Raw genomic sequence first — 21,995 nt, 5'->3', positions numbered from 1 at the left:
AATTATTCTTTGTTCCGCGCGCCGGGAAAATCAATCGTTTTCAACTTATGTTGAAACCGTCGATTTTCCTTTTTCGGCGTGGCGCGCGGAAATGAACAATTCTTTGTCCGTGCGCTGGCGGAAATCCTGTTCAAAAGCGCATGCTGCTTTTGAACGATTTCCTTCTCCAGCAATCGCGCGCGGGTGCCGCTTTTACGTCTGTTCTTTTTCCCGCACGCCAGCGAAATCTTATTTCAACAAACTGTTGTTTGTCGAAATGATTTCGCTCTGTAAGGCGCAGCACGCGGGGTGCCGCTGGGCACTCCAGCCGGTGAATTTGCTCTGCCTTGACCAGAGGGAACCGCCCTCGGGCCGGGCGGGCCCCGCGTGCCCGCGGCGGGCTTGCAAAACTGCGTTTTGCTGAAACCGAAGCCTTTCCAAACAATTTCCCGCGCGCTGGGGTAGCCTTTACCTTAAAATCTCCGCTATCGATAGGCTCGGATCGAGTGCCGAGCGGCACCCCCGCAGCGGGCTTGCAAAACTGCGTTTTGCTGAAACTGAAGCCTTTCCAAACAATTTCCCGCATCGCTGGGGTAGCCTTTACCTTAAAATCTCCGCTATCGATAGGCTCGGATCGAGTGCCGAGCGGCACCCTCGCGGTGAGCAAGCGAAACGCAGTTTCGCTGGGGCAGCCCCTCGAACCAGGCCGAAAAGAACTCTAAAAAAGACGCAACACCTCCTCCAGCCTCTGCCCGGAAAACCCGGGCAAAAGACACTATATAAAAAAGTTTAGTCCGCCGGCCCCTTTCTGATCTGCTTGGTCATGATCCCGATCTCCGCGATGAGCAGCGTCGTGAACAAGACCGCAAAAATCCAGAACGTCACCTGCACCGAAGCCGCATCGATGCGAGAGACCGCCGCTACCGTCGGCAGCAAGTCCTGAATCGTCCACGGCTGCCGCCCCACCTCCGCCACGATCCAGCCCGCCTGCGAAGCGACATAGACCAGCAGGATCGACCACAGCGCCAGATGCAGCGGCCACCGTTTGCGGCCCAGCGTTTGGCGTTTTTCGAGCACTAACATCCAGACGAACAGCACCGCGAACCACATCCCCAATCCCACCATCACCCGAAACGACCAGAAAACCAGCGGCACGTTCGGGATCGTCTCCTCCGGCGAGGCGAGGTAGCCGTAGCCGAAATACCGGAAATAATCGTCCCGGAACGCCCGGCCCTCCTCCGTCGCCGGGTCGAACAGCCGCGCGATCGAATCCGCAGCCGCCACATCGTTCTCCTTTTGGGCCGCCTTGAACGCCGCGAAGGTCTCGATCGCCTGCCGTCCCCGCGCGATCTTCTCGTCGCCGGACAGAATGCCCTGTTCCGGATTCCCGTCGATCAGATCGTCGATCCCGACCACGTAAGCGTCCGCCGAATGATGGGCCAGCACCGAGAGCATCCCCGGCACCCGAATCCCCGGCACGATCGTCAGCGGCGCGCGGGTCTGTCCGTTGCGCAAATCCTCCATCGCGGCGAGTTTCATCGGCTGGTATTCGGCCACCCGAACCGCCGATCCGTCGCCTGTCCAGATCACGCAGATCGCACTGATCAATCCGAACACCGAAGCCATCCGGATACTTTTGCAGGCCATCTCCCGCTCCCGACCCCGGAGCAGGTACCACGCGCTCACTCCCACCACGAACACCGCCGCCAGCACGAAACCCGACGTGACGGTATGGAAGAACTTGTTCATCGCCACCGGCGAGAAAAGCACGTTCCAAAAGTCCACCATCTCGTTCCGGGCGGTTTCCGGATTGAAGCGCATCCCGGCGGGATACTGCATCCATGCGTTGGCCACTAATATCCACAAGGCCGAGAGGTTCGCCCCCACTGCGGTCAGCCACGTGGCGGTCAGGTGGAAGCCTTTCGAGACTTTGTCCCAACCGAAGAACATGACGGCGATGAAGGTGGATTCCATGAAAAAGGCCATGATCCCTTCGATCGCTAACGGTGCGCCGAAAATATCGCCTACGAAGTAGGAGTAGTTGCTCCAGTTGGTGCCGAACTCAAATTCGAGGATCAGTCCGGTGGCTACGCCGATGGCGAAGTTGATCCCGAACAGGCGCATCCAAAACCGGGCGGTGCGTTTCCAAAATTCGTCGCCGGTGCGCACGTAACGGGTCTCCATGAAGGCGACTAAAAAACTGAGCCCCAAGGTCAGCGGTACGAACAGCCAGTGGTAGATGGCGGTCAGGGCGAACTGGGCCCGCGACCAATCGACTGTCGCGCCGAAAGCTGTGTCGAGTAACTGCATATCGTGTTTTTTTGAATTTATCGGTCGATCAGTTGGCGGCTGACGTAGTCGGCTCGCTGGGCGTCGTCCATGCCGCGCAGGGTGGCGGGAAAGAAAAATATCTTCAGTACCAAAAACAGAATGGCGAGTTTCACGAGGATCACGATCCATAGGGTGCGCCCCACGGTCATCTCCCGAAACCCTTCGTAGTAAAACATCGCTATCTTGCGCAACATCGCCTTTTGTCGTACTTTTGTTCTTTAATCGTTCGTTTATTCTGTACCCCACTGTGAGTGACTGTTCTTTCTTTGAAAAGAAAGAACCAAAGAAACTTTCAGATAGCTGCGCTACTCCTTAGGCTCCGCAGTCCTCTTTCTTTGCATTGGGTTCGGGGCGCGGGAAGCGGGCCGATTAAGGGCTGAACCTTATCATATCGGCCCGCTTCCCCGCACCCCGACAAATCAAAGACAAGGGTACCCGGCAGGCTCAAGAGATGCGTTAGCATCTCAGAAAGTTTTTCTGGTTCTCTTTGTTCACAACCGAGCAGCGTTCCGAGTGCAGAGACCGCTTGCGGGCTATGCCGAGGTAGCGCGAGGAAAACAAGCGAAGCGCAGTTAAAGAGAACAGTTCCCTCAAACATAGGGTAGCGAATAAACGAACGGTTAATGAACTAAAGATATGAAAAATACTTTTGATTTTGCAAAAATTATACAGTTGAAAGCGATGATTGCCGCCGCCCGCACCATCGCCATCGTGTCCCACACCAACCCCGACGGCGACGCCATCGGTTCCGGGATAGCGCTCAGCACCTTTTTGAAAGCGCAAGGACACACCGTTCGGTTTTTCGTACCCAACCACTTTCCGAAATTTCTCAGTTTCATACCCGGTTCCGGGCAAGTTGAAATATACAGCGAAGCGTGCGACACCGCCCGCAGCTATATCTCCGACGCCGACCTCATCATCTGCTCCGACTTCAACCAGATCGGTCGGCTCGACAAAATGACCGCCGCTATCGAAGACAACATTATCGCCCCGCGCGTACTGATCGACCACCATTTGGACCCGCCGGAATACGAGCTCAGTTTTTCCGACACCGACTACTCCTCCACCTCGCACATGGTTTACGACCTGATCTGCGCATGGGCCGGGCCGGAAGCGATCACCCCGGACACAGCCACCGCTTTGTACGTAGGCATCGTGACCGACACCGGGAACCTCAGTTACGGGAACCTGACCCCGGAACTGTACCGCGCCGTAGCCGCACTCGTCGAACGAGGCGTGCAGCCGGTCGAAATCTCCCGCGCCGTGTTCAACACCCAGAGCGAACACCGCCTGCGGATGGTCGGCTACCTCTTGTCCGAGAAAATGAAAGTCGATTGCGGACACCGCACCGCATACATCACCCTGACACGCGCCGAAAAAACCCGCTTCGACCACCAGATCGGCGACACCGAAGGGATCGTCAATATGCCACTTTCGATCGAGTGCATCGACTTTTCGGCCATGTTCATCGAGACACTCGACTGCATCAAGATTTCATTCCGGTCGCAAGGCGATTTCGACGTCAATCGCTTCGCCCGCGAGTACTTCGACGGCGGAGGACACAAGAATGCTGCAGGGGGGCGGTACTACGGCCCGATGAGCGAAGCGGTGGCGAAATTCGAGGAAATTACCCGCACCGTACACCCTGAATGTCGGAACGTATGACTGGAACCGAAAAAATGGCGGCCCTGATGCGCCGCCTGAGAATCGAAATGAACGGAGCCGTCGCCGACGCCATGCGCGAGTACGGCGGCGGACGGCAGGGATACGGACTGAACTACGGCGTGTCGCTGCCCACGATCAAAGATGTGGCGCGGGAATATGCGCCGGATCACGAACTGGCCCGGCTCCTGTGGCGGCAGGATGTGCGGGAGCTGAAGATCGCCGCCCTGTTCATCGACGAACCGGCAGCCGTTACGGCGGGACAGATGGAGGCGTGGAGTGCGGACTGGCGCGCGCCGGAACTGGCGGAACAGTGCGCCATGCAGCTCTTCTGGCGAAGCCCGGCGGCTTTCGGGGTCGCGGCGGAGTGGGCCTCGCGGGAAATGCCCCTTCGGCGGCTGGCGGCATTCTATATGCTCGGCAAATTAGCCGCGACCGATTCCGGCATTGCGGATACCGAAATAGCTGTTTTATTGAATAACGAAACTGTTTTCGGCCCGGCAGCGACGGAACGATCGGCGGTGTATGCCTTGCGGGAAATCTACCGGCACCGGCCTGCGCTGCGGGGATGCGTTACGGACACCCTGAACCGCCTGCCGCAGGAAACGGCAAACGAGGTGCGGTGGCAGGTGGAATATATAGAATAGCGGTGTCATAGACGGCATGATAACAATCGGGTCGGCAATCTCAATGAGATTGCCGACCCGAATCGTTCAAAGCAGCATCCGCTGGATTTCCGCGATGCGCCGCTCCACCTCCGCCGGATCCGGCGGCTCCATAAAATAACGAACCAGACACGGATTCCTCGCCCCGGCATCGATCACCGGGCCGATGTTTTCCGGAAACAGCCCGCCGATCGCCACCACCGGCAGCCGCGAAAAGCCCAGCACCTCTTTCAGCAACGCCGTACCGACCACCGGATCGGGCACCGCCTTGGTCGGGGTCGGATAGACCGGGCCGAAACCGATGTAATCCACCCCTTTTGCAGATTGCGCCGCCGTCGCCTGCGCAACGGAATGGGTCGATAGGCCCACGATCATCCCCTCGCCCACGATGCGCCGCACCTCGGCCACCGGCAGATCGCTCTGCCCCACGTGTACACCGTCGGCCCCGCACAACACCGCGATGTCGGGCCGGTCGTCGACAAGGAAACGGGTCTGCGTGCCCCGCGTCACCGCCCGCACCTCGCGGGCGATCCGCAGCAGCTCCCCGTCCGGCAGATTTTTCTCGCGCAGCTGGAGCATCCGCACGCCCCGCCGCACAGCGATCTCCGCCGCCGCCACATGCCCGACGGCGGGACGCGTCAGGATCACATAAAGGCCGAAATTATCCATCGATCCGGGCGATCATCAATTCGGCCGCCTTTTTCCCCGACATCAGCATGCCGCCGAAGATCGGCCCCATGCGGAAACTGCCGCTCACGCCGTTGGCCGCCATGCCGCTCACGAACAGCCCCGGATAGATCTCCTTGGTGTTCTCGACCGTCAGCCGCTCGCCTTCCTCGACGTTCAGCGACCGTTCGCCGGCCACCTCTCCCGTCGGAGTATTCAGTCTTACGTTGTTCTTGCGGGCCACCAGCCGGGCGATCATGCAGTCGTGGCCCGTCCCTTCGAGCACCGTTTTCGCCGTTACCATCAGCGGATCGACGTGCATTCCCTCGCGTGTCACCGGCGCCCAGTTCACCACCAGCCCGGCCACCTCCTCGTCGTGGAAGATCACGTCCTCGACCGAGTAGCAGTTGAAGATCGTCGCGCCCGCTTTCGTAGCGGCATAGACCAGCGCCGAGGTCGCATGAACGGAATCGACCACGAAAGCCTCTTCCCGATAAGGTTTGCAATTGATGCCGAGTTCGTCGAGAATCGGCAAGGCTTCGCGCTGCACGATGATGTCGTTGAACATCATCGCGCCGCCCCACATGCCGCCGCCGGGGGCGAGTTTCCGTTCGTAGAGCACCGTGCGCTTCCCGGCTTTGGCCAGGTAATAGGCGGCCACGAGGCCGGACGGGCCGCCGCCGACAATGGCGGCATCGACTGAAAGGTTGGCTTTCAGTTTTCCGAAATAGTTTTCGACTATCCCGAGCGAAACGAGTTTTTCCATCGTTCGTTAGAATGATTTTGTAGGTTTCCCGACGGCCGGGCGCATAGAGGCCCGCGCTGAGCCGTCCGGAAAACCGCGTTAAACAGATCCGTTTAACACCCTTTCCGAATCCCTTCGGCGGCATTACCCGCATCAGGTTCCATGGGTATGATCTCAGCCCCGCACCCGGCGGAGCACCCCTATCTAAGACGCGGCAAATATACGCGGTTCGCGGCGAAAATGCTAATTTTACCCGGCGAATCGGGGCGAAGGGTGCGGAAAAGCATTCGGCCCGTCTCCCGCCCCCGAAGCGGCATAGCCGCCCGGGCGACCGGGACGGCGATTCTGCGAATCGCAACGAGAGGGATGAACATCGACACCTACGAAGCATCGGCAGCGGCCGAACGGATGAACCGCTATGGCGCCGAAGGGCGGCCATTCCTGTTCTTAGTCGATTATGCGATGCGGGAGTGTGTCGTGGAGCCGCTCGAGGAGATCGACCCGGAGCGGCTGCTCTATGCGATCGGCAGCCGGACGAACGCCGCTGCGAGAAAACGGGAGACCCTGCCGGAATGGGTGTGGGAACCGCGTTTCTGCCCGCAGGAGGAATATGACAGGGCTTTCGACACCGTGATGCGCCAGCTGAGGGCGGGGAACAGCTACCTGGCGAACCTGACCTACGCCACGCCGGTGCGGTGCAACCTGAGCCTGCCGGCGATATTCGAGCTGACCGAAGCCCGTTATAAGATCGGGCTCGCCGACCGTTTCGTCTGCTTTTCGCCGGAAACGTTCGTGCGGATCGGTTCGGACGGAACAATCGCTTCGTTTCCGATGAAAGGAACGATCGATGCCGGGCTGCCGGACGCGGAGCGGCGGATTCTGAACGACCCGAAAGAGGCGGCGGAGCATGCCACGATCGTCGATCTGATCCGGAACGACCTCAGCCGGGTGGCCGCGGGGGTGAAAGTGGCGCGTTATCGCTATGTCGACCGCATCCGCACTCACTGCGGCGACCTTTTGCAGGTCAGTTCGGAAATCCGGGGGCAGTTGTCCCCGGACTGGCACGGACGGATCGGCTCCGTTTTATTCAAATTATTGCCTGCCGGGTCGGTAACGGGCGCGCCGAAGCCGCGGACGTTAGAAATCATCGCCGAAGCGGAAACATACGACCGGGGCTACTATACGGGAATATGCGGCCTGTTCGACGGCGAAAAACTGGACAGCGGAGTGATGATCCGGTTCCTCGAGCAGCCTGTCGGCGGTGCGGAGGGGGAATACCTGTTCAAGAGCGGCGGCGGGATCACGCACCGCAGCGACCGCGGGGCGGAGTACGAAGAGATGAAAAAGAAAGTCTATGTGCCTTTGCGTCGAAACGATCTGGATCGCTGACGGCCGGCTGCCGCTTCCGGAGATACTGGCTCTCCACCAGGAGCGGATCGGCCGCACGTGCCGGGAGCTGTACGGTCTGCTCGCCGGATACGACCTTTCCGCCGCATTGGCGGAGATGCCGGTGCCGCCGGCGCTGCGCAGCGGGACGGTGAAATGCCGTGTCGTGTACGGCCCGCAAGGTGTCGGCCATGTGGAGTACCTGCCCTATACGCCGCCGCGGATCGGCTCGCTGCTGGCGGTAGCGGACGACGATGCGGACTATCCTTACAAATACAACGACCGTCTGCGGCTTACGGCCTGGCACGGGCAGGCCGCAGCCGAAGGGTGCGGAGACGCACTGATCATCCGCCACGGGAAGGTGACGGACACTACGTTCTGCAATGCGGCGTTCCGTGTGGCCGGCTCGTCACCCGAAGTCTGGCACACGCCGGCGGAACCGTTGCTGCGCGGCACGATGCGGGAATATCTAATAAAACAGGGGACGATCGTCCCCTGCGAAATACCTGCTACGGCTCTCTATAACGGCATGTATGACTGCGCAGCGCTGTTCAATGCGATGAATGATTTCGGCTCGCTGCTTCTGCCTGCGAACCGGATCATCTTCCGGCCGCCCTATTTCTTGTAGAAAGGCGGACGCACTACCTGCGCTTTGATCTGCCTGCCGCGGATCAGGACTGCGATCTCCGTCCCGGTCTTGGCAAATTCCGGCTTCACGTATGCCAGCCCCACTCCCTTTTTCAGGCTCGGCGACTGCGTTCCGGATGTCACCACGCCGATCACCTCACCGGCCGGCGAAGCCACTTCGTACCCATGCCGCGGGATCCCCCGTTCGATCATCTCGAAGCCTACCAATTTCCGCTTCACTCCATCGGTTTTCTGCCCGGCTAACAAGGTCTTGTCGATAAAATCGCCCTTGGCTTCGGTGAATTTGGTGATCCAGCCCAACCCTGCTTCGATCGGCGAGGTGGTGTCGTCCAAATCGTTCCCGTAGAGACAGAAGCCCATCTCTAAACGCAAGGTATCCCGCGCCCCGAGGCCGATATTTTTCAGTCCGTACCGTTCCCCGGCGGCCCACAATGCGGTCCACAGCTTAGGCGCATCTTCATTGGCCACGTAAATCTCGCATCCGCCCGCTCCGGTATAGCCGGTAATGGAAAGGATGGCGTTCGGAATCCCTGCCACCGTGGTCTTGCAGAAAGTATAGTATTCCATCGACTGGACATCGCGATCGGGACAGAGTTCCTGCACCAGCTTCATCGCCGACGGCCCCTGCACGGCTAATTGTGCGATCTCGTCCGAGGCGTTGTACAGTTCCTTGCCTGGTGTCAGACCGTATTTCGGCGCGTGTGTACAGAGAAATTCCCAGTCTTTCACGGTATTGGCGGCGTTCACCACCAGCAGGTAGGTCTCGGCGTCGATCCGGTAGACCAGCAGGTCGTCCACGATCCCGCCTCGTCCGTTCGGAAAGCAGGAGTATTGCACTTTCCCGTCGTACAAAACCGATACGTCGTTCGAGGTGACGTATTGCAGAAATGGCAATGCCTGCGGCCCTTTGACCCAGATTTCGCCCATGTGCGAAACGTCGAACACGCCGACGCCTTCGCGCACCGTGCGGTGTTCGTCGTTGATGCCGGTGAATTCGATGGGCATGTTGTAGCCTGCAAACTCCGCCATCTTGGCTCCGGCTGCGATGTGATATTCGGTAAATGCGGTTGTTTTCATATTCTTATTTATTTTATGTATGTTTTCTGTATCACAGACTCTGGATTGTTCGCCGGAGTCTCGTGTCGGCGGCTCACCTGCCGACGCGTGTAGGGTTTATTTAGTACCGTGCCGTATGGTACCGTACCTTTTAACTTCGCTTCGCTCGTTTTTCTCCTCGCCGCTCTCAGGGTAGAGGCGGCCCGGTTCGAGTGCCGAGCGGCACCTGGCAGCGTCGATTCTGAAGAAAAGGTACCCAAAAGACTTTCAGATAGCTGCGCTACTCCTTAGGCTCCGCAGTTCTCTTTCTTTGCGTTTGCTTTGGGCCGGGGCAATAGACCGCTCTTTATATTGCGATCCTTTGGAACCGCCGACCTCTGCGGTGCCGCCGGGCACTCCGACCGGGAGTTTGCTCAGCCTTAGGGTGGGCGCGAGGTCGAACTGAGGAGTAATAGAGCGGTCTATTGCTCCGGCCCAAAAGAATCTAAACCAGGTACCCGGCAGGCTCAAGAGATGCGCAAGCATCTCAAAAAGTTTGGCTTCACCTTCCTCCTGGCGCCTCGGCCATTCAAGCAAACTCGACGGCACTCGAGCCGAGCTGTAACTACCCGAAATATCTTCCGCGGGCTGCGGCCCTTTGCAAATCAAAAACGGTCTTTATCCCGCGCGCTGGCGGAAATCCTGTTCAAAAGCAATTCATGCTTTTGAACGATTTCCTATTCCAGCCGTCGCGCGCGAGAAGTTTAAGAAGACTGCGCTCCCGCGCGGGGCCGCGTGCCCGCGGTGGGCTTGCAAAACTTCGTTTTGCCGGAACCTGCCGGGTACAAATTGCTTGTGATTCGCGCGCCGGGAAAATCGTTCGTTTTCAACTCTCGTTGAAACCGTCGATTTTCCTTTTTCGGCGTGGCGCGCGGAGATGAACTTGCTTTTTCCCGCGCGCTGGCGGAAATCTTGTTCAAAAGCAATTCATGCTTTTGAACGATTTCCTGCTCCAGCCGTCGCGCGCGGTGCCGGTGCCGCTGGCACTCGAGCCGCACCCTTCGGGTGTTTTATCGGCCTGCCGGCAGCAAAATAAACTACCCCAAAGAGGGTACTGCCCTCGGGCCGGGCGGGCCGCGGGTGCCCCCGCCGGGCTTGCGAAACTGCGTTTCGCTTGAGCCGGAATTACCCCGAACAAAACCTGCGCGCCAGTGGGAATTCGGTTTGGTTGCGATCTCCCTATGTCGGGCCGCAGCCTCCCGCAGCGGAGGCCCGGTACCGCTCGGCACTCGAACCGGGCTGTAACTACCCTAAACGGCCCCGCTGGCTCCGACCCAAAGAAAACTCGATGCCCAAGGGAGCCTAAGCAGTCGGGTAATTACAGCCCGGAAAGCCCCCAACGGGGCCTTTCTTTTCAAAGAAAGAACGGTTCCCTCCGGAACGTGCAATATAAGCCCTACAGTTCATTCTCGGGCCAAAGACATGCCGAACACCAGACACCTTACCCGTTTTTCCTCCGCACCAGCTCCGCTATCGGTGCACAAAAACGATCGATGTCACCAGCCCCCGCCGTCACTAATACGCCCCCCTCAGGCAACGCCTCGATTTCAGGCAACAACCGCTCCTTGGATATCAATTTCTTTTGCGGCGAACCGATACCATCCCATATCATCTCCGAAGCGACCCCCGGAATAGGCAGCTCCCGCGCCGGATAGATCGGCAACAGCAAGACCCGATCCGCCAAACTCAGCACCTCCGAGAACTCCCCTGCGAAATCGCGAGTCCGGGTATATAAATGCGGCTGGAAAACCACCGTCAGCTCCCGCGCCGGAAACATTTTCCGCACAGAAGTCAGCATCGCCCGCAACTCCGCCGGATGATGCGCATAATCATCCATATAAATCGTCCCGCCCGGCCGTTCCGGATCGTTCACCCAGAAATCGAAACGCCGCAGCACCCCCCGGAACGTCGCGATCGCCTCTCTGAGACCATCATCGGAGAGAAAGCCCTCGCACCACACCAAAGCCGCCGCCGCTACACAGTTTTCGACATTCACCAGCCCCGGGATTCCCAATCTGCACCCATCGATCCTCCGATCCGGGAATACCAGGTCGAAAGCATAGTATCCCCCCGCATCCACCCTCAGATTTTCCGCATGAAAATCCGCCGCCGGATCGGAAACATGATACGTATACCGCCGAATATCAGTCCGTTCCAAAGGCAGAGACACCCCATATTTGAGTATAAGCGTCCCCCCCGGCACGATTTGCGAAGCGAACTGCGCGAATGCCTCCCGCACCGCCTCATACGTGCCGTAAATGTCCAGATGATCCGGATCGACCGACGTGATAACCGCCTCACGCGGATGCAACTGCAAAAACGAGCGGTCGAATTCGTCCGCCTCGACAGCCATCCGCCGCCCCTTGCCCAAAACCAGATTGGAACCGAAATTCTTGGAAATCCCCCCCAAAAAAGCCGACCCCTCCCCAGCCCCCACCGCATTGAAATGGGCCGCCATAGTCGTCGTGGTCGTCTTGCCGTGCGTTCCCGCCACCGCCATCACATCCTTTCCCTCGCCCAAAAGTCCCAGCATCCGCGAACGCTTCAACACCTCGAACCCGTTTGCCCGGAACCAGCGCAGTTCACTGTGGTCAGGCGGCACGGCAGGGGTATAAATCACCCGCGTATCGGCCGGGCTGTGGAAAGCCGCCGGAATCGCCTCGACCGAATCTTCGTAATGCACTGCGATCCCCTCCCGTTCGAGCGCCTCCGTCAGCGGCGACGGGGTGCGGTCGTAGCCCGCCACCTGCCATCCTTCGTGCGCGAAATACCGCGCCAAAGCGCTCATCCCGATGCCGCCGATCCCCACGAAGTATACCTTATCTTTCTTTTCGTTCGCCATATTCATTCGCAATCTTGAGTACGATTTCCGCCACCTTCAACGCCGCATCGGGCCGTCCCAGTTTCAGAATGTTCCGCACCATCTCCGCCCGCCTCGCATCATCCGCCAGCAGTTCCAACGCATCGGGAATGACCTCCTCTTCTGCAGACGCATCAGGCACGAGCCGTGCGGCACCTGCCGCGACCAGCGCCTGCGCGTTCCGGGTCTGGTGATCCTCCGCCACGTTCGGCGACGGCACGAAAATCACCGGACGCCCCACCAACTCCAGCTCCGACACGGTACAGGCCCCGGCCCGCGCCACTACCACATCGGCAAGGGCATACGCCAAATCCATCCGCTCGACGAACGCTCCGCGCCACACATTCTCCGGCAGCCCTCCCGCCCGCGCTTCGACTGCGGCTGCGATCTGTGCATCATAGTATTTCCCATTCTGCCAGATGACCTGCACGTCTTCCCGCTCCGCCAGCGTATCGAGCCAGCGCAGCATGCACCGATTGAGTGTCCGCGTCCCGAGACTTCCCCCCACCACCAGCAGTGTCTTCCGCCCCGACGCCGGATCGAAGCCGAAATGCGCACAAGCCTCCGCCTTCAAAGCCGCAGAAAGTTCCGCAAGCCCCGAAAAGTGTCCCCGCAACGGATTGCCCGTATACACGAGTTTCGCCGCCGGGAAAAAGCGTTCCATCTTTTCATACGCCACACAGATCGCGCGGGCCCTTTTCGAGAGCAGCCGGTTGGTCAGCCCCGCATAGGAGTTCTGCTCCTGAATCATCGTCGGCACGCCCATCCTCTGTGCCGCCCACAGTACCGGCGCACTGGCATATCCTCCGAAGCCGGCGACAATGTCCGGCTTAAAATCCCGGACGATCCGCCGCGCCCGCCGCAAGCTCCGCACCACCTTGAACGGCAGAGCCAAGTTGTTTTTCGACACCAAAGGCCGCCGCTGCAAACCCGCCACCGGCAGCCCCACGATCCGGTATCCGGCATTCGGCACCCGCTCCATCTCCATCTTCCCCTCGGCCCCTACGAAAAGAATCTCCACCCCATCCTCACCGAGCAACGAACGCAACGCATCGGCCACCGACACCGCCGGATGAATATGTCCGGCGGTCCCGCCGCCGCTGATAATCACCCGCAAAGGTCTATTATTCATCGTTTTCATCCATTAAATCTATCACTTCCCGCCTGTCCGCAGAAGGACTGTCGTTCCAATCCAATCCGTCGCTCCGGTCGACCAGTGTCAACTCGTTTGCCTCTTGATCGTCGTTTTCGGACGAAAGCGCCGTATCCTGCGGCGTTTTGCGACGTTTTCCCAAAATCAGCGGCCGCTTCCGCGGCGCGGCCGCAGCACTTTCCTGCACCGGCTGCTGCACGGCTGTGTTTTCACCGGTATCCACCGCATCGGGATCGCCTCCCGCCGCTAAGATCGCTTCGCGCCGCTGCCGGGCTTCCGTCTCCTGTTGTTCGCGCTCGCTCTCGCGGCTTACGCCCAGTATCATCCCCATCGCCACGCAGGTGAAGAATACCGACGACCCGCCCATGCTGATCAACGGCAGCGGCTGGCCTGTCACCGGCATCAGTCCCACCGAGACGGCCATGTTCACGAATGCCTGCATCGTGACGATCAGGCTCAATCCCAGCACCATCAACCCCTGGGAAGGCCGGTTGCAGCGCCGCACGATCAGTCCTGCGCGGTAGAATATCCAAAGATACAAAACAAAGACGACGATTCCGCCCACGATCCCATACTCTTCGATGATGAAGGCATATGCGAAATCTGAATACGGGTGTGGCAGCTGCGATCGCTGGGTGCTGTTTCCGGGGCCTTTGCCGATCACTCCGCCCGAAGCGATGGCGATCTCGGCCTGTTCGACTTGGTAACTGTCCTGGCTCGACTGGCGGCTGTCGGCTACCGCTTCGCTCGGCCCGGCGAACTGAATCATGCGGTTCACCCACGTCTCGGCCCGGCCCACGCCTGCGACATACATGCCGCCGACGATGACGACACCGGATGCGAAGGCGACGAGTATCAGCCGGTTCAGTTCGCTCTGCCTCACGCGGCCGATCATCAGCATGATCATGCACGTCCCCCACAGAATAGCGGCGGTGGAAAAGTTGGAGGGAAGTACCACGAGTGTGGCGACGACGATCGGCAGAATCAGCGGCCGTGTGGTTTTGTACCAGGTGTCGAAACTCCGCTGGGGGTTCCGGGCCCATCCGCCGGGAGTAAGCGGCGGCAGAATCGGTATTTTCGCAATCACGCCCTGCCGAATGCCCAATTGCTGGGCGATAACGACGACGAGGGTCACTTTCAGCAGTTCGGAGGGCTGGAATGTGAAGCCGAGGCCGGGAATCCGGATCCAACGGGCGGCATCGTTGAACGATACGCCGATGATATAGGCAAGTATAACGAGCACCACGCTGAGCTGGAACAGGGCTTTGGCGTATCGGGCGTAATATTTGTAGTCGATCCAGTGGACGACGATAATCACGAAGAAGCCGATCATGATGAACCGTGCCTGCCGGAACAGATAGTAGGAGGTGTTTCCGTCCACTTTGCGGTAGGCCATGGCGGCCGTGGCGGAATAGACGACTAACAGGGAGACGAGAAAAAGGGCGGCGACGATAATCCACAACGGTTTATCGCCCCGGAAGAGGAGGAGTTTCCTTTTTTTCGCCATACCGCAAATCTACTGAATTTCCGCGAGAGTAGCCTGCGTTTTCATGCCGCCGGCCGCAAACCGTCCGCCGCCCCCTGCCGCAGCACAGTCCGGAAATGCGAAGCGTGCCTGTCGGTTCCCGACAGGCACGCTATCCATATTAAAAAATAACAAAGATTTTTCAACAGTCCCCCAATAAGCAGGAGTGATAATATACGCAAGTGTAAAACCCTACTCCGCGCTCTTCACCGCCGCCTTGGTCGTCCCTTTCTTGGAAGATACCGTCCCGGATTCCTTGCCGCCTTTCTTGGCGCCGCTCTTCACGACGGTCAGGTTGTCGAAAGCGCGCACCGCATCTTCGCGCGTAGCATAGTTGCACGGCACCACCGTCCTGCCCTGAACATCCACGATGCCGAAACGCCCATTGCTTTCGACCACGGCAAGCCCGTTCGAGAACGCTGTGGCGCTGTCGTAAATCGTCGTAATGAACTCCTGCCCCAGCGTATTGACGAACCCGTAGCGGCCATTCTTGGAAACCCTGGCCACCCCGTCGATAAAATTCGAGATTTCGTCGTACTGCACCGGAATGACCTCATCCCCCGTATAAGAGAGATAGCCGTATTTCCCATCCCGCGATGCAAATGCCAACCCGTTCTCATCGAACGGAGCGATTTCTTTGTAAATCGGGTGTGCGATCTGGTTCCCTGCGTTGTCGATCAGGCCGAAACGCCCATCCTTGTACACCATCGCGATCTTGTTGACGAATTCGTCGATGGCGTTGTAAATGCAAGGCGCCAGTTCATATCCCGACATATTGATCAACCCGCAGCGTCCGCGTTTCCATATCTTGGCCACCCCGTCTTCAAAGTCGGTAATCACGTCGTAGCTCACGCTCGCCACCTCCCTGCCCGACCGGTTGATCAGACCGTAATATCCGTTTTTCTTGACCTTGGCCACCCCGTTCTGGAACGGCGTAATGGAGTCGTAAACCGGCGACACCACTTCGACCCCCAAGGTATTGACGAACCCATATCGCCCGTCTCTCTTCACTTTGGCCAATCCGTCCGTAAACGGGGATATACTTTCGTAGATCACCGGAGTAAATATCCGATGGGTCACGTCGACCAAACCGTATTTGCCGTTCTGCATCACAACGGAGATGCCATCCTGGTATACGCCGGGCTGCATCACTTCACCGCCCTGGCCCTAGGCCGCCACCGCCGCGAAAAGCATGGACAATGAGAGTAAGAGATGTTTCATATTTGAAGGTTGTATCTGTTTGCTACTGAATAACAAAGTGTCGAGAAATATCGGCCCCGGAATCATTTCCGACCCCCCTTTACATTCAAATAAAGGGAGGACGACATGTTCTCCTACCCGACAAAAGTAGGAATGATTTTCCAATTAACCAATAACTGTTCCATTTTTTTGCCGGAAGCGGACAGGTGTCCGGAAAATCTTAAATATCAAGGTTCTATTTTTCGATATTGGGTTTCTGCAGTCCGTAGCCTTTCTTTTTGTCCTCGCGTTTGAGCAGGAATCCGAAAAGTACGGCCAGCAATCCCAGGCAGAGAAAGATCAGCATCGGCACGGTGTAGTCGTAGTGCACCACGGTCGCCCCCGCTTCGGTGATTTCCGCCGGCAGCGTCCCCCACCGGTCCAATGCCCAGCCGATCAGCAGCGGCACGCCGGCCAGCCCCCAGTTCTGCACCCAGAAGATCAAGGCGTAAGCTGTCCCTAACTCATGTTCGGGAATAATTTTCGGCACGGACGGCCACATGGCCGACGGCACTAACGAGAATGCCACGCCGAGAATAATGACCAGCACGGCCGCCGCCGCCCAGTGGGTAATCCACGGCATGGAGAATCCGGCATAGACCAGCACCAGCATCATCGCCCCCCAGATCATCATCGACGCGCCCTTGCCTCTGCGGTCGTAGACACTCCCGAAAAGCGGGGTCAGCACTAATGTCCCCACCGGCAGCAGCGACGGGATAAGCCCCGAATATTCGCCTGCCACGCCGAATTTCTGCACGACCAGGTCGACGGCGAACTTGACGAACGGGTGCACTGCGGCGTAAAACAAGAGGCATAACAAGGCAATATACCAGAATGCGCGTATCCGGAAAATCGAGAAGATGTCCCGGAACCGGAATCTTTCATCGTCGCCCAATCCTTCCTGCGCCCGTTCGCTGTCGAGCCTGCGGTCCATAACGATATAGACCAGAAAGGTCAGAAATCCGAGCAGCAGCAGGATCATCCCGAAGAGGATCGGCATGCCGATCGAGTTGCCGAAGGCTTTGGCAATGGGCAGCGGCAAGGCCAGCGCAAGGAATGTCCCGAGCCGCGCGAAGGCGACGTTCATCCCCAGTGCAAAAGCCAGTTCTTTCCCTTTGAACCACCGCACGACGATCTTGTTGGCGGTAATCCCGATCGTTTCATATCCGACGGCGAACAAGGCATACCCCAATGATGCGGTCAGCACTTGCGCTTTCATAGTCTGCGCCCCGAAGAACCAGAAATCGACCATCCGCCCCGGCTCCATAAATTCGATGGCGTAGTATTTGATGCCGATCCCCACGAGCATCACTCCGACAGAGAGCACCCCTGTAAACCGGGCTCCCATCTTGTCGAGTACCATCCCGCCGAAGATAAGCATCAGCAGGAAAACGTTGAACCAGCCGTAGCCGCTGTTGAACAGGCCGAAGTCGGTGTTGTCCCAATGGAACAGTTCGATCAGCAGCCCTTTGAGGGGGGCCAGCACGTCGGTCAGAAAATAGCCGCACATCATGGTCAGGGAGACCATCAGCAGCACGACCCACCGTGCTGTCCGCGATTCGGATATCCGGCGTTGTATCTTCTCTACCATTTTTAATGTCTATATGTTCTGTATCTGTTTCTCTGCGTCGCAGGGGGTGTTTTCATGCGTCCGGCTGTTCCCGGAGTTCTATACGAGTCTGTCTGAATCGGACTTTTCTGCTCTAAAGGCCTTGTCTAAAGGTTTTGCGGGGAGAGGGGCTCCAAGCATTCTTCTCAAGCCTAATGACCTTCAAGGGGAAGTGCCCTCTAACTGCGAGACGTTATATATATGTTGTTTTCCTGTCTCTGTTTTGGTTTTGCACAGAAAGGCGGTACCGCTGGGCACGCGAGCCGCAGCCGTTGACTGGTTTATTGGCCGCCTCTGCCCCAAAGTTCCGCTGGCGCCGGCCTATTTTGCAGCAAAGAAGGACTATGCTTTGTCTCGCGCGCCGGCGAAACTCCGGTTCACAGAACCGGTCGGCCCGCAACCCCGCCCCGGGCGGAGGCCCGGTGCCGCTGGGATGCGAAAGGACTTGTCTGCGGCAATCTCCCTGTGCCAGTCAGCCTCATTCCCAATCATCTCCGCTGGCTCCGGCCGTTTCTCTGTCGGAAGCCAAGTAAACCGCGACCCGACGGGTCGCGCGAGTCGCCGCCACCCCGCGCGGCGCGAGCAACTCCGGCGGAGCTCGTTGCTCTTTCCGCTGGCGGCGACCCGGTACTACTCAATTATTCTTTGACCGCACGCCGGGGGATGAACATTCTTTATCCGCGCGCTGGTGGAAATCCTGTTCAAAAGCATGAATTGCTTTTGAACGATTTCCTGTTCCAGCCGTCGCGCGCGGGGAGTTTGAGGAGACTGCGCTCCCGCGCGGGGCCGGGTGTCGCTCAGCACGCGAGCCGGGCTGTAACTACCCTTTCTTGGCCGGAGCCAGCGGGGCCGGATAACGAGCAAAGCGAGTTGCAGGCCTCCGCAGCGGGGTGGCTCCGGCCTGACAAAAAGAGATCATTGAGATCAACCGCACTGTTTTTTCGGCACTATTTGTGACCACAGGTTGCGCAGGCCGCAGCCGCCCCCGCGGAGGCCTGGTGTCGCTCAGCACCCAAGCCAGGCTGTAACTACCCTTTCTTGGCCGGAGCCAGCGGGGCCGGATAACGAGCAAAGCGAGTTGCAGGCCTCCGCAGCCGGGGGCTCCGGCCTGACATGGGGAGATCACCGATAACCTTCCCAACCTGCCCACAAGCACGAAAAGGTTCTCTGACGATTATTTGTCCCGGCATAATGCCGCTCGGCACCCAGACCAGGCTGCAACTACCCGAAATATTCTCCGCCGACTGTACCTCGAAAACTATTCTTTGTCCGCGCGCGGGCGGAAATCTTGTTCAAAAGCAATTCATGCTTTTGAACGATTTCCTACTCCAGCTGTCGCGCGCGGGTGCCAGTGCCGCTGGGCACTCCATCCGTACCCTTCGGGTGTTCAGCTGGCCTGCCGGCAGCAAGATAACCTACCCCAAAGAGGGTACCGCCCTCAGGCCGGGCAGCGTCCGGGTGACCCCGCCGGGCTTGCAAAACTTCGTTTTGCTTGGATCGGAACTACCCCAAGGCAAAAACCGCGCGCCGGGAAAATCGATCGTTTTCAACTCTCGTTGAAACTGTCGATTTTCCTTTTTCGGCGTCGGCGCGCGGAGAGTTTGAGAGAACTGCCCTCAGGCCGGGCGGGCCCCGCGTGCCCGCGGTGGGCTTGCAAAACTGCGTTTCGCTTGGGTAGTTTCTAATCCAACTTATTTTTCCCGCGCGCGGGCGGAAATCCTGTTCAAAAGCAATTTATGCTTTTGAACGATTTCCTTCTCCAGCTGTCGCGCGCGGGTGCCGGTGCCACTCGGCACGCGATCCGCACCCTTCGGGTGTTTTATTGGCCTGCCGGCAGCAAGATAAACTACCCTAAAGTACGGAATCGCTCTCGGGCCGGGCGGGCCGTTTAACTAAGTCCTCTCAAACACCAATAAAAGCCCCACTGGGGCCCCGCGGTGGGCTTGCGAAACTACGTTTCGCTATGGCCGGAACTACCCCAAAAGGTCTGCCGACAGCAAAATAACCAGCCTCAAAAACAGGCCGCGCCACCCCACTAATGACTACTTCCGCAAGAACTTACGCGGTTTCACCATGTTCTCCGGCCGCAGAATATTATCCAACTCGTCCTGCGACATCAGTTTCCGCTCCAGCACCAAGTCATAAATCCCCTTACCGCTATGCAGCGCCTCTTTCGCCAGTTCGGTCGAGGTCTCGTACCCCAAGTACGGATTGAGCGCCGTCACCAATCCGATGCTGTGGTACACCATATCCCGGCACCGCTCCTTGTTGGCCGTAATTCCCAGAATACACTTGGCACGCAAGGTATCCATCCCGTTGGCCATCATCACGATCGACTCCAGAATGCTGTACACGATAATCGGTTCCATCACGTTGAGCTCCAGCTGTCCCGCTTCCGCCGCCATGGTCACCGTCAGGTCGTTCCCGATCACCTTGTATGCAATCTGGTTCACCACTTCCGGAATGACCGGATTGACCTTTCCCGGCATGATCGACGACCCCGGCTGCATCGGAGGCAGGTTGATTTCGTTCAGCCCCGTGCGCGGCCCCGACGACAGCAGGCGCAGGTCGTTGCATATCTTCGACAGTTTGACCGCCATTCGTTTCACGGCCGACGAGTAGATCACGAACGCCCCGGTATCATTCGTGGCTTCGATCATATTGGTAGCCGCCGTCACCGGCAGTCCCGTGATCTCGCGCAGGTACCGGATACAGATCTGGCTGTATTGCGGATCGGCATTGATTCCCGTTCCGATCGCCGTTGCCCCCATATTCACTTCGAGCAGCAGTTTGGCATTCTGCTCCAGCCGGTCGATTTCCTCCGCCAGATTGGCCGCATAGGCGTCGAACTCCTGCCCCAAGGTCATCGGCACGGCGTCCTGCAATTGCGTCCGCCCCATCTTGATGACGTCTGCGAACTCGATCCCTTTGGCATGGAACGCACCGATCAACTCCTTGAGCGATCCGATCAAGTCCTGCGTCTGGTAGATGAGTGCGATCTTCACCGCCGTCGGGTAGGCGTCGTTCGTGGACTGCGAATGGTTCACGTCGTTATTCGGGTGACAGTACTGGTATTCCCCGCGTTTGTGCCCCAGTATTTCCAGCGCGCGGTTGGCAATGACTTCGTTGGCATTCATGTTCGTGGATGTCCCTGCGCCTCCCTGCACCATATCGACGACGAACTGGCCGTCCCATTTTCCCTGCTCCACTTCGTGGCATGCGGCGATAATGGCATCGGCCACTTCCGACTTGATCTCGCCCAGGTCGCGGTTGGCTTTGGCCGCCGCCTCCTTGACCATGGCCAGCGCCTTGATGAAATAAGGGTACATGCACAGTCTCACCCTGCTGATATGGAAGTTGTCGAGTGCGCGCATGGTCTGCACGCCGAAATAGTATTCTTCCGGAATTTCCATTTCGCCCAGCAGGTCGTGTTCTTTGCGGGTTTTGCCGGACAGCGGCATTTTGGTGATGTCCATATGTTTGTTTTTTAATTTTTATTCTTTACCGTATTGCTCCAACAGGACAGCCATCCGGCGTTGCAGTTCCTGCGCCGCACGACCGGCGGCTTCGGCGAAGTCGCGTCCGGACGAAGCGTAGATGATGCCGCGCGAGGAGTTGACCAGCAGGCCGCATTTCCGGTTCATACCGTATTTTGCCACTTCCTCTAACGAACCGCCTTGCGCCCCGACGCCCGGCACGAGCAGGAAATGGTCGGGCACGATGGCCCGCACGGTTCCCAACTGTTCCGCACGTGTGGCGCCGACGACGTACATCGTATTGTCTTCGGTTCCCCAGTCCATCGAGGTTTTGATAACCTGCTCGTACAGCATGCCGCCGTCTGCTAACGGCAGGGTCTCGAAGTCCTGAGCGGAGGTGTTGGAGGTCAATGCCAGCAGCACGGCCCATTTCCCGGGATAGGCGTAAAAGGGTTCGGCGGTGTCGCTCCCCATATAGGGCGAGAGGGTCACGGCGTCGAAGTCCATCTCCTGAAAGAATACGCGGGCGTACATCTGTGAGGTATTCCCGATGTCGCCGCGCTTGGCGTCGGCAATCAGGAATTGTTCGGGATAGTGTTCGCGCAGGTACCTGACGGTCTTTACCAAGGCGTTCCATCCTTTCACGCCTGCGGCTTCATAAAATGCGAGGTTGGGCTTGTAACTGACACAATACGGCGCGGTGGCGTCGATCACGGCTTTGTTGAACTCGAAAATCGGATCTTCGCTGCCCAACAGGTGTTGGGGCACTTTCTTCAGGTCGGTGTCTAACCCGACGCACAGAAAGCTTTGTTTGACCTGAATCTGCTCGAATATCTGCTGTGATGTCATATATACTGCCTTTTTATCCGTTCGTTTATCCTCTGCCTTAGTTGGAGGCAACCGTACCTTTTCTGAAGAAAAGGTACCCAAAAGACTTTCAGATAGCTGCGCTACTC

At 58.4% G+C, this 21,995-nt stretch carries 18 protein-coding genes and 1 riboswitch; of the genes, 5 read left to right on the top strand and 13 right to left on the bottom strand.

Annotation, left to right across the window (positions count from 1 at the left end):
* Positions 1-403, top strand: a 403-nt coding sequence (locus Q0Z93_RS04910; RefSeq protein ID WP_298063240.1) for a hypothetical protein, incomplete at its 5' end; no start/stop codon positions are given.
* Between the two features lie 365 nt (positions 404-768).
* Here the strand turns inward: Q0Z93_RS04910 and Q0Z93_RS04905 are convergent.
* Together Q0Z93_RS04905 and Q0Z93_RS04900 are read right to left on the bottom strand one after the other, a co-directional pair.
* The gene (locus Q0Z93_RS04905; RefSeq protein ID WP_298063238.1) at positions 769-2,289 is read right to left on the bottom strand and encodes a cytochrome ubiquinol oxidase subunit I; all 1,521 of its coding nucleotides are present in this window, start codon (positions 2,287-2,289) and stop codon (positions 769-771) included.
* 17 nt (positions 2,290-2,306) lie between these two features.
* The gene (locus tag Q0Z93_RS04900) at positions 2,307-2,504 is read right to left on the bottom strand and encodes a DUF4492 domain-containing protein (RefSeq protein ID WP_298063234.1); all 198 of its coding nucleotides are present in this window, start codon (positions 2,502-2,504) and stop codon (positions 2,307-2,309) included.
* A gap of 442 nt (positions 2,505-2,946) precedes the next feature.
* Here Q0Z93_RS04900 and Q0Z93_RS04895 point away from each other — a divergent pair, with 442 nt between their 5' ends.
* On the top strand, positions 2,947-3,975 hold the full coding sequence (locus tag Q0Z93_RS04895; protein WP_298063231.1) for a bifunctional oligoribonuclease/PAP phosphatase NrnA: 1,029 nt from the start codon (positions 2,947-2,949) through the stop codon (positions 3,973-3,975).
* The gene (locus tag Q0Z93_RS04890; protein ID WP_298063229.1) at positions 3,972-4,619 is read left to right on the top strand and encodes a DNA alkylation repair protein; all 648 of its coding nucleotides are present in this window, start codon (positions 3,972-3,974) and stop codon (positions 4,617-4,619) included. Before Q0Z93_RS04895 ends, Q0Z93_RS04890 begins: the two co-directional genes overlap by 4 nt.
* A gap of 66 nt (positions 4,620-4,685) precedes the next feature.
* Here Q0Z93_RS04890 and thiE read toward each other — a convergent pair whose 3' ends face one another.
* Positions 4,686-5,306 carry a thiamine phosphate synthase gene (thiE, locus tag Q0Z93_RS04885; RefSeq protein WP_298063227.1) on the bottom strand — a complete coding sequence of 207 codons (621 nt, stop codon included), beginning with the start codon at positions 5,304-5,306 and terminating at the stop codon, positions 4,686-4,688.
* Complete coding sequence (locus Q0Z93_RS04880; protein WP_298063225.1) at positions 5,299-6,069, bottom strand: sulfide-dependent adenosine diphosphate thiazole synthase; 771 nt, start codon at positions 6,067-6,069, stop codon at positions 5,299-5,301. Before Q0Z93_RS04880 ends, thiE begins: the two co-directional genes overlap by 8 nt.
* Positions 6,070-6,161: 92 nt before the next feature.
* Positions 6,162-6,260, bottom strand: a riboswitch (TPP riboswitch).
* Positions 6,261-6,414: 154 nt separating this feature from the next.
* Here Q0Z93_RS04880 and Q0Z93_RS04875 point away from each other — a divergent pair.
* Both Q0Z93_RS04875 and Q0Z93_RS04870 read left to right on the top strand, forming a co-directional pair.
* Positions 6,415-7,437 (top strand): aminodeoxychorismate synthase component I, encoded by a 1,023-nt coding sequence (locus tag Q0Z93_RS04875; RefSeq protein ID WP_298063223.1) that lies wholly within the window; start codon positions 6,415-6,417, stop codon positions 7,435-7,437.
* Positions 7,403-8,062, top strand: a complete 660-nt coding sequence (locus Q0Z93_RS04870) for an aminotransferase class IV (RefSeq protein WP_298063221.1) — start codon at positions 7,403-7,405, stop codon at positions 8,060-8,062. Before Q0Z93_RS04875 ends, Q0Z93_RS04870 begins: the two co-directional genes overlap by 35 nt.
* On the opposite strand, the gene gcvT is transcribed toward Q0Z93_RS04870, so the two are convergent.
* The 9 genes from gcvT to pyrF all read right to left on the bottom strand — a co-directional run bounded on the left by gcvT (position 8,050) and on the right by pyrF (position 21,888).
* Positions 8,050-9,159 (bottom strand): glycine cleavage system aminomethyltransferase GcvT, encoded by a 1,110-nt coding sequence (gene gcvT / locus Q0Z93_RS04865; protein WP_298063219.1) that lies wholly within the window; start codon positions 9,157-9,159, stop codon positions 8,050-8,052. The genes Q0Z93_RS04870 and gcvT overlap by 13 nt on opposite strands.
* 722 nt (positions 9,160-9,881) lie before the next feature.
* Positions 9,882-10,175 carry a hypothetical protein gene (locus tag Q0Z93_RS04860; RefSeq protein ID WP_298063217.1) on the bottom strand — a complete coding sequence of 98 codons (294 nt, stop codon included), beginning with the start codon at positions 10,173-10,175 and terminating at the stop codon, positions 9,882-9,884.
* Between the two features lie 443 nt (positions 10,176-10,618).
* Positions 10,619-12,019, bottom strand: a complete 1,401-nt coding sequence (murC, locus tag Q0Z93_RS04855) for a UDP-N-acetylmuramate--L-alanine ligase (RefSeq protein ID WP_298063215.1) — start codon at positions 12,017-12,019, stop codon at positions 10,619-10,621.
* Complete coding sequence (murG, locus tag Q0Z93_RS04850; RefSeq protein ID WP_298063212.1) at positions 11,997-13,169, bottom strand: undecaprenyldiphospho-muramoylpentapeptide beta-N-acetylglucosaminyltransferase; 1,173 nt, start codon at positions 13,167-13,169, stop codon at positions 11,997-11,999. The genes murC and murG overlap by 23 nt, the downstream gene beginning before the upstream one ends.
* Positions 13,162-14,697 carry an FtsW/RodA/SpoVE family cell cycle protein gene (locus Q0Z93_RS04845; protein WP_298063210.1) on the bottom strand — a complete coding sequence of 512 codons (1,536 nt, stop codon included), beginning with the start codon at positions 14,695-14,697 and terminating at the stop codon, positions 13,162-13,164. Before Q0Z93_RS04845 ends, murG begins: the two co-directional genes overlap by 8 nt.
* 210 nt (positions 14,698-14,907) lie before the next feature.
* Positions 14,908-15,825 (bottom strand): WG repeat-containing protein, encoded by a 918-nt coding sequence (locus Q0Z93_RS04840; protein ID WP_298063208.1) that lies wholly within the window; start codon positions 15,823-15,825, stop codon positions 14,908-14,910.
* Between the two features lie 325 nt (positions 15,826-16,150).
* Positions 16,151-17,545 (bottom strand): MFS transporter, encoded by a 1,395-nt coding sequence (locus Q0Z93_RS04835; RefSeq protein ID WP_298063206.1) that lies wholly within the window; start codon positions 17,543-17,545, stop codon positions 16,151-16,153.
* A 2,060-nt stretch (positions 17,546-19,605) separates the two neighbouring features.
* A complete protein-coding gene (aspA, locus tag Q0Z93_RS04830; protein ID WP_298063203.1) occupies positions 19,606-21,039 on the bottom strand; it encodes an aspartate ammonia-lyase in 1,434 nt (477 codons plus the stop codon).
* Positions 21,040-21,057: 18 nt separating this feature from the next.
* Positions 21,058-21,888, bottom strand: coding sequence for an orotidine-5'-phosphate decarboxylase (gene pyrF / locus Q0Z93_RS04825; RefSeq protein WP_298063200.1), 831 nt, complete (start codon positions 21,886-21,888; stop codon positions 21,058-21,060).
* Between the last annotated feature and the right edge of the window lie 107 nt (positions 21,889-21,995).

It is taken from the genome of uncultured Rikenella sp., assembly GCF_947628055.1.
In the GTDB taxonomy this organism is placed as follows: domain Bacteria; phylum Bacteroidota; class Bacteroidia; order Bacteroidales; family Rikenellaceae; genus Rikenella.
This window is presented reverse-complemented; position numbering and strand designations above follow the sequence as displayed.